This is a genomic window from Chrysiogenia bacterium, assembly GCA_020434085.1.
Classification (GTDB): Bacteria; JAGRBM01; JAGRBM01; order JAGRBM01; family JAGRBM01; genus JAGRBM01.
Genome location: JAGRBM010000274.1, coordinates 1 through 6,209, shown reverse-complemented (window position 1 = coordinate 6,209; position 6,209 = coordinate 1). Strand labels below are relative to the sequence as shown.

Sequence of the window (6,209 nt, the reverse complement as noted above, 5' to 3'; positions counted from 1 at the left end):
GATCTCCGGAGGGGTGCCGCCGGCGAACTCAACGTCCACGACCGGTCCCAGTACCTGGATAATCTTGCCTTCTGTTGCAGTCTGAGTGCTCATTGCAAGCTGATCCTTTCGAGGTGCCCTAGCCCTTTAGAGCTTCGGCACCGCCGATGATTTCCATCAATTCAGTGGTGATTGCGGCCTGGCGCGCACGGTTGTACTCGAGCGTCAGGCGGCCAATCATTTCTTCCGCATTCTTGGTGGCCGATTCCATGGCCGTCATGCGCGCGCCGTGTTCCGAAGCCACCGATTCGTGGACGGCCTGGTCGATGCGTGCCGAGAGATAGGTGGGCAGGAAGCGGTCGAGCACTTCTGCCTTGCCCGGCTCATACAGGTAATCGAAGTGCGCCTCGCCCTCGGGCAGATCGGCCGGCTCGATGGGCAGCAGGCGCTCGAAGGTGATTTCCTGAACGAGCGGCGAGAGGAACTTGTTGTAGGCCAGGAATACCTGGTCGTACTGCCCCTCAAGAAAGACTTTGGTGATGTCCTCGGTGATGATGCCGGGCGTCTCGGGGTCGAGTGCCTGGAGCGTCGGCACTTCGCGCTGCTTGCCCGAGCCCGGGCGCACACTGAAGTAGTCGCGGCCCTTGCGCCCGATGAACTGCAGCTCGACCGATTCAAGCTCATTCTTGTGCTCGAAGATCCAGCGATCGGTTGCACGCGAGATGTTCGAGTTGAAACCGCCGCACAAACCGCGGTCGGAGGTGAGCAGCACCATCAGGGTCTTGGTGCCCTCGCGCTCTTCCATGAGCGGGTGCGGGCGCTCCTCGCTCATGGCCGCCACGTTGCAGATGATGCTGCGCATGTAGTCGGCATAGCTGCGGTGCGAGAGCGCGGCCTGCTGGGCGCGACGCAGTTTGGCCGCGCTCACCAGCTTCATGGCGCGCGTGATCTTCCGCGTGTTCTTCACGGAAGCGATGCGCGTTCTGTAGGACTTCAGGCTCGGCATGAGAACGGGTTCCTTAAATTAGGCCTGGGCCGCTGCGGCTTCGCCGGCGGCGGCGCTGGACTGCTCGGCCTTCTTCTCGCCCAGGAAGGCATCGGTGAAGGCGGCCAGAAGCGAATCGAGCTTGGCCTTGATGTCGTCGGTCAGGTCCTTCTTCTCGACGATGGCCTTGAGGACGTCCTCGTGCTTGGCCAGCGCGAACTCGGAGAGTTCCTTCACATAGCGGCGCACGTCGTTGACCTCGATGTCGCGCAGCCAGGGACGACCCTCGGGGTTGCGGCTCGTGGCGGCGTAGATCTGGAGGATCTGCTGCTCGACCGGCACCGGCTGGTACTGGCCCTGCTTGAGCACTTCGACGAGGCGCTCACCGCGGGCGAGCTGCTCCTGCGTGGCGGTGTCGAGGTCGGAACCGAACTGCGCGAAGGCCTGAAGCTCGCGATACTGGGCGAGTTCGAGGCGCAGCGTGCCGGCGACCTTTTTCATGGCCTTGATCTGGGCGCTACCACCCACGCGGGAGACCGAGAGGCCCACGTTCACTGCGGGACGAACGCCCGAGTTGAACAGGTCGGTTTCGAGGTAGATCTGACCGTCGGTAATCGAGATCACGTTGGTCGGAATGTAGGCGGACACGTCACCGGCCTGCGTCTCGATGATCGGCAGTGCGGTCAGCGAGCCGGCGCCCTCTTTGTCGGAGAGCTTGCAGGCGCGCTCAAGAAGACGCGAGTGGAGATAGAACACGTCACCGGGATACGCCTCACGACCCGGGGGGCGGCGAAGCAGCAGCGAGAGCTGGCGATATGCGGTGGCCTGCTTGGAGAGATCGTCATAGATGATGAGCGCGTGCATGCCGTTGTCACGGAAATACTCGCCCATGGCGCAGCCGGTATACGGGCTGATGAACTGCAGCGGCGCGGGATCGGAAGCACCGGCCGTCACGACGATGGTGTATTCCATGGCGCCGTGCTTTTCGAGCTTGTCGACCACCTGGGCGACAGTGGACTGCTTCTGTCCGGTCGCGACGTAAACGCAGAAGCAGTTCTGGCCCTTCTGGTTGATAATGGTGTCGATCGCGACAGCAGTCTTACCGGTCTGGCGGTCACCGATGATCAGCTCGCGCTGGCCGCGGCCGACGGGAATCATGGCGTCGATGGCCTTGATACCGGTCTGGAGAGGCTCGTGCACGGACTTACGGGCGATGATGCCGGGCGCCTTGAGCTCGACGCGGCGCTGTTCGGTGGCGTTGAGCGGACCCTTGCCGTCGATGGGCTCACCGAGCGCATTGACAACGCGGCCAAGCAGTTCCTTGCCGACCGGCACGCGGGCGATTTCGCCGGTGCGCTTTACTTCGCTGCCTTCGACGATTTCCCAGTCGGAGCCCATGATGGCGATACCGACGTTGTCCTCTTCGAGGTTGAGCACCAGGCCCTTGACCCCGTTGGAGAACTCGACGAGCTCGCCCGATTCGGCGTTGTCGAGGCCGTGCACACGGGCGATGCCGTCACCGACCTGGAGCACGGTGCCCACTTCTTCGACCGCGACCTTGCTTTCATAGTCGGCGATCTGCTGCTTGATGATGCTGGAGATCTCTTCGGCGTTGATCTTCATGATTATCCCTGGCCCAGAGTCTGGGTAAGTCGATCGAGCTGGGCGCGAACGGTGCCATCCACAACGAGGCTTCCTACCTCGGCGCGAACACCGCCGAGCACTTCAGCATCGACGTCAAAACTACATTGAACTTTACGCCCGACAATCTTGCCGAGCTTTTCTTCGACTTGTTCCTGCTCGCTGGAGCTGAGCGCGGAGGCGCTGACCACGTGACCGCGCTTGCGACCAGCCAGTTCGTCAGCGGCCTCGCGGTAGAGCTGTGCCATGACGGGCAGGTAGCGCAGGCGGTCCTTGTCGACGAGCAGCAGAAGGAAGTTGCGCACCTGGGGCAGCGTTCCGGCCTGTTTGCAGAGCGAGGTGAGAATGTCCTTGCGCTGCTGCATGGCGAAGAGCCCCTGGAAGAGAATCTTGCGCAGGTCCTTGTGCCCTTCGATGATGGCGGTCATTTCTTCGAGCTGGTGGCCGATCACGGTGACGACCTGCTGCTCGGCGGCCAGTTCGGCCATGGTCACGCCGGCGGCGATGATGCTCTTGAAGCCGCCCTCGCCCTCGATCTGCTTGCGGATCTCGGAGAGCTCGCCCTTGATGGCATCAGCGGTGCTCTGGTCGAGTGCGACATCCAGAAGGGCGCGGGCGTAGCGGCGTGCGACGGTTTGATCGATCATGACTGAAGACCGTCCAGCTTCGTGATGAATTCTTCGTTGTAGCGCTTGCGCTCGGCATCACCGATTTCCCTGGTCAGGCGCTCGGCGGCGAGCTTCGCACCAAGCTCAAGGGCTTCGGCCTGCAGGGCGATGCGGGCGCGCGCGATCTCGCGATCGGCGGCGCGGCCGGCGTCGGCAATGAGCTTCTCGGCCTGGGCCTTGCCCTGCTCGATGAGCCGGGCCTTCTCCGCATTGCCGTGCTCGACGATTTCTTCGAGCAGGCTCTTGGCCTCGGCGTCGGCATTCTCAAGCTTCTTCTTGTATTCGGCGAGCAGCGCCTCGGCCTCTTCGCGGGCGCGGGCGGCGGAGCTGAGGGCTTCCTGCACGTCGCGGCGACGCTGGACAAGGAACTCACGGAGCGGGGCGCGCAGGAAGTAGGTCAGCACGCCCACCAGAATGCCGAAGTTGATGCAGTGATAGAGGATCTTCATCCCCTGGAAGCCATGCTCGGCGGCAGCGGCGGCTTCGTGTCCGCCTTCACCGCCGTGGCCGCCGCCATGACCTTCGGCGGCGAAAGAGAGCGTTGCCAGCACGGCGACGAGCGCGGCGGCGGGCAGGAGCGAAAGCAGCGTCTTCTTCATGCGGCTCAGGCCCCCTTTCCAAGCAGGCGGGTCACGATGGCGCCGGAGATCTCGTCGGCCTGGGCCTTGAGGCTCGTGCGCGCCTTTTCGAGCTCGCCCTGCAGTTCTGCAGCAAGCGTCTCGCTGATTTTTTCGGATTCTTCGCGGGCCTTTTCGACCAGGCCTTCAGCTTCGCTGACGCCCTGCGCGCGCAGCTCGGCACGCTGGGCAGTCGCCTGGTCACGGGCGGCCTTGAGGCGCGCATCATAGTCGGCCTCGAGGCGACCGGCCTCGGCTCGCAGATCACCGGCTTCGCTGTCGGTTTCAGTCGTCCCCTGCTCTCGATCGGCCAGCACCTTGCGGAACGGCCGGAGCAACACCAGGTTCAGAAAAACGACGGTAGCCAGAAAGATCGCGAGTTGTGGAAAGTACGTCCAGTCGGGCGTGAGCACTCGCTTCCAGCCTTTCCCCTGTTGAAATAGCCCCGAAAAATGGCCCGTATGGGCCGTGGGCGTGCACGCTTTTATCACTGCCCCCCGGCCATGTCAAGGAAAGCGGGCAATCGATGCAAGCGCCTGTTTTTACGTTGAATTTGAGCGAAAAAATCGCGTCGAAATCGTCTCTCAGCCGGCCTTTTCCTGGGGCTGCGGTTGCTGCGCCTGCTTGCCGCCCTGATCCATGTGCACGGTGCCGTCGAGAATGGCACCGGGCTCGATCTTGAGGCACTGCGGCGGCACATTGAGTTCCCCGCGAAAACGCCCGGTCGAGAGGATTTCCACCTTTGTACCGGCCCGGATCGAGCCATTTACCTCGCCGGAGATCTGGATCGACCCGGCCTGGATGTCGGCGCTGACCTGCCCATGCTCTCCCACGATGAGGTGGTCCTTCGTGAAAATCTCGCCGGAGAACTGGCCATTGATGAGCACGGTGCCCTCAAAGGTCAGCTTGCCTTCATATTGGGTGCCGCGATCGAGAATCGCGTTGAGGTTGCCCTGCCCGCCCGAGACGGCAGGCGCATCACGTTTCGACATGACTGGTTTCTCTTTCGTGCCGGTTTCGGCGAACTCAAACCATACTCATTTCGGACGCCCGATGAAAAGGGCTCCAGAATCCTAGAATAGAAAGTCGAAGTGGACGATCTGCCACTCCAGGACGGCGTCTTCCTCCACCCCGCGATAGCTCGAACCCAGTGGCAAAATGACGTGCGCCTGCGTTCCCAGCGAGACGGTATCGGCCACGAAGTAGTTGAGGCCCGCGCCGAACTCCACAGCCGGGGAGATGTCCACATGGCTGCCGAATACGGGAAGCGAGTAGTCGATGAAGCTGATACCCGCGCCGATGCCGATGAAGGGCTTGAGCCGCGAGAGCTTCTCCCCCATGGGCGGGTGGAAGCGCAGGTCGAGCATCAGCAGGTAGATGTCTTCATTAAAGGAGTCGGCCGGGCCGCGCTCGGCCGGGATGAAGCTCAGCCGGGGACCGATGCTCACCGAATTGGCCGGAAAGAACTGGGCCTCGATGCCGCCGGTCAGGTCGAAGGGGCTGGCCGACATACCGATGCCGGCGCCGACCTGGATCTTGCCTTCGCGGTTCTTGTAGCTCGAAGCGGCCGCCGCCGTGCCCGGAACACTCAGCGCGAGCGCGCCCAGAACCAGCGCGGCGCGTGCGAGTTTGTGCCAGAAATTCATAAAGCCTCCCGCCTCACCAATACGGGGCGGAAACTAGCACCCCGCCGGGCCATTGCCCACTGCGCGGAGATTAACACTTGTTTACTTTTGCAATTGCCCGGCTTTCTTGTGATGATCCCCCACGCGGGGATTGCGGGAACGATCGGGCGGCTGCTGACTCATATCGAGTCAGCGGATTCGGTCGCGGCCTATGGGGAACACCTGTGCGCGAAGACAACCTCGAACCCTTCCTTTCATCCGACAAGATCGCTGAGCGGGTCGCCGCTCTGGGCGAGCAGATCAGCGCCGATCTGGCGGCCGAAGAACTCGTGGTGATCGGCCTACTCAAGGGCTCGTTCATCTTCATGGCCGACCTGGTGCGCCACATTACCCTGCCCCTGCAGATCGAGTTCGTGCGCGCCTCGAGCTACGGCGACCAGGCCACCTCCTCGGGCAAGGTCATCATGAGCATCGGCGCGCCCTTCAACCTCAAGGACAAGCACGTGCTCATTGTCGAGGACGTGCTCGACACCGGCCTGACGCTCACTCGCACCCTCTCCACCGTGCGCGCCCAGCGCCCGGCATCGGTGCGCACCGCGGCGCTGCTGGCCAAAAGCAGCGCCCCCACCGAAGCACGCGAGGCCATCGACTACGTGGGCTTTGAAATCGGCGAGGAATACATCGTCGGCTACGG

The 6,209-nt window shown here is 62.9% G+C and carries 8 protein-coding genes; 1 reads left to right on the top strand and 7 read right to left on the bottom strand.

Going from position 1 to position 6,209, the window contains the following annotated elements:
* Nucleotides 1-118: 118 nt before the first annotated feature.
* From atpG to KDH09_09240, 7 genes are all read right to left on the bottom strand, one after another.
* A complete protein-coding gene (gene atpG, locus KDH09_09270) occupies nt 119-985 on the bottom strand; it encodes an ATP synthase F1 subunit gamma (protein ID MCB0219870.1) in 867 nt (288 codons plus the stop codon).
* An 18-nt stretch (nt 986-1,003) separates the two neighbouring features.
* Complete coding sequence (gene atpA, locus KDH09_09265) at nt 1,004-2,587, bottom strand: F0F1 ATP synthase subunit alpha (protein MCB0219869.1); 1,584 nt, start codon at nt 2,585-2,587, stop codon at nt 1,004-1,006.
* A gap of 2 nt (nt 2,588-2,589) precedes the next feature.
* A complete protein-coding gene (gene atpH, locus KDH09_09260; GenBank protein ID MCB0219868.1) occupies nt 2,590-3,252 on the bottom strand; it encodes an ATP synthase F1 subunit delta in 663 nt (220 codons plus the stop codon).
* The gene (locus KDH09_09255; GenBank protein MCB0219867.1) at nt 3,249-3,872 is read right to left on the bottom strand and encodes an ATP synthase F0 subunit B; all 624 of its coding nucleotides are present in this window, start codon (nt 3,870-3,872) and stop codon (nt 3,249-3,251) included. The genes atpH and KDH09_09255 overlap by 4 nt, the downstream gene beginning before the upstream one ends.
* A 5-nt stretch (nt 3,873-3,877) precedes the next feature.
* Nucleotides 3,878-4,303, bottom strand: a complete 426-nt coding sequence (locus KDH09_09250) for an ATP synthase F0 subunit B (protein MCB0219866.1) — start codon at nt 4,301-4,303, stop codon at nt 3,878-3,880.
* A gap of 171 nt (nt 4,304-4,474) precedes the next feature.
* The gene (locus tag KDH09_09245; GenBank protein ID MCB0219865.1) at nt 4,475-4,882 is read right to left on the bottom strand and encodes a polymer-forming cytoskeletal protein; all 408 of its coding nucleotides are present in this window, start codon (nt 4,880-4,882) and stop codon (nt 4,475-4,477) included.
* An 81-nt stretch (nt 4,883-4,963) separates the two neighbouring features.
* Nucleotides 4,964-5,536, bottom strand: coding sequence for a hypothetical protein (locus KDH09_09240; GenBank protein MCB0219864.1), 573 nt, complete (start codon nt 5,534-5,536; stop codon nt 4,964-4,966).
* Between the two features lie 203 nt (nt 5,537-5,739).
* On the opposite strand from KDH09_09240, the gene KDH09_09235 reads away from it, so the two are divergent.
* Nucleotides 5,740-6,209, top strand: a 470-nt coding sequence (locus KDH09_09235) for a hypoxanthine phosphoribosyltransferase (protein MCB0219863.1), incomplete at its 3' end; no start/stop codon positions are given.

Bases quoted from the DNA above. Each gene is read 5' to 3' on its own strand.
- KDH09_09255 (MCB0219867.1), bottom strand. From the start codon at position 3,872: ATGAAGAAGACGCTGCTTTCGCTCCTGCCCGCCGCCGCGCTCGTCGCC.
- KDH09_09245 (MCB0219865.1), bottom strand. From the start codon at position 4,882: ATGTCGAAACGTGATGCGCCTGCCGTCTCGGGCGGGCAGGGCAACCTC.
- atpH (MCB0219868.1), bottom strand. From the start codon at position 3,252: ATGATCGATCAAACCGTCGCACGCCGCTACGCCCGCGCCCTTCTGGAT.
- atpG (MCB0219870.1), bottom strand. From the start codon at position 985: ATGCCGAGCCTGAAGTCCTACAGAACGCGCATCGCTTCCGTGAAGAAC.
- KDH09_09240 (MCB0219864.1), bottom strand. From the start codon at position 5,536: ATGAATTTCTGGCACAAACTCGCACGCGCCGCGCTGGTTCTGGGCGCG.
- atpA (MCB0219869.1), bottom strand. From the start codon at position 2,587: ATGAAGATCAACGCCGAAGAGATCTCCAGCATCATCAAGCAGCAGATC.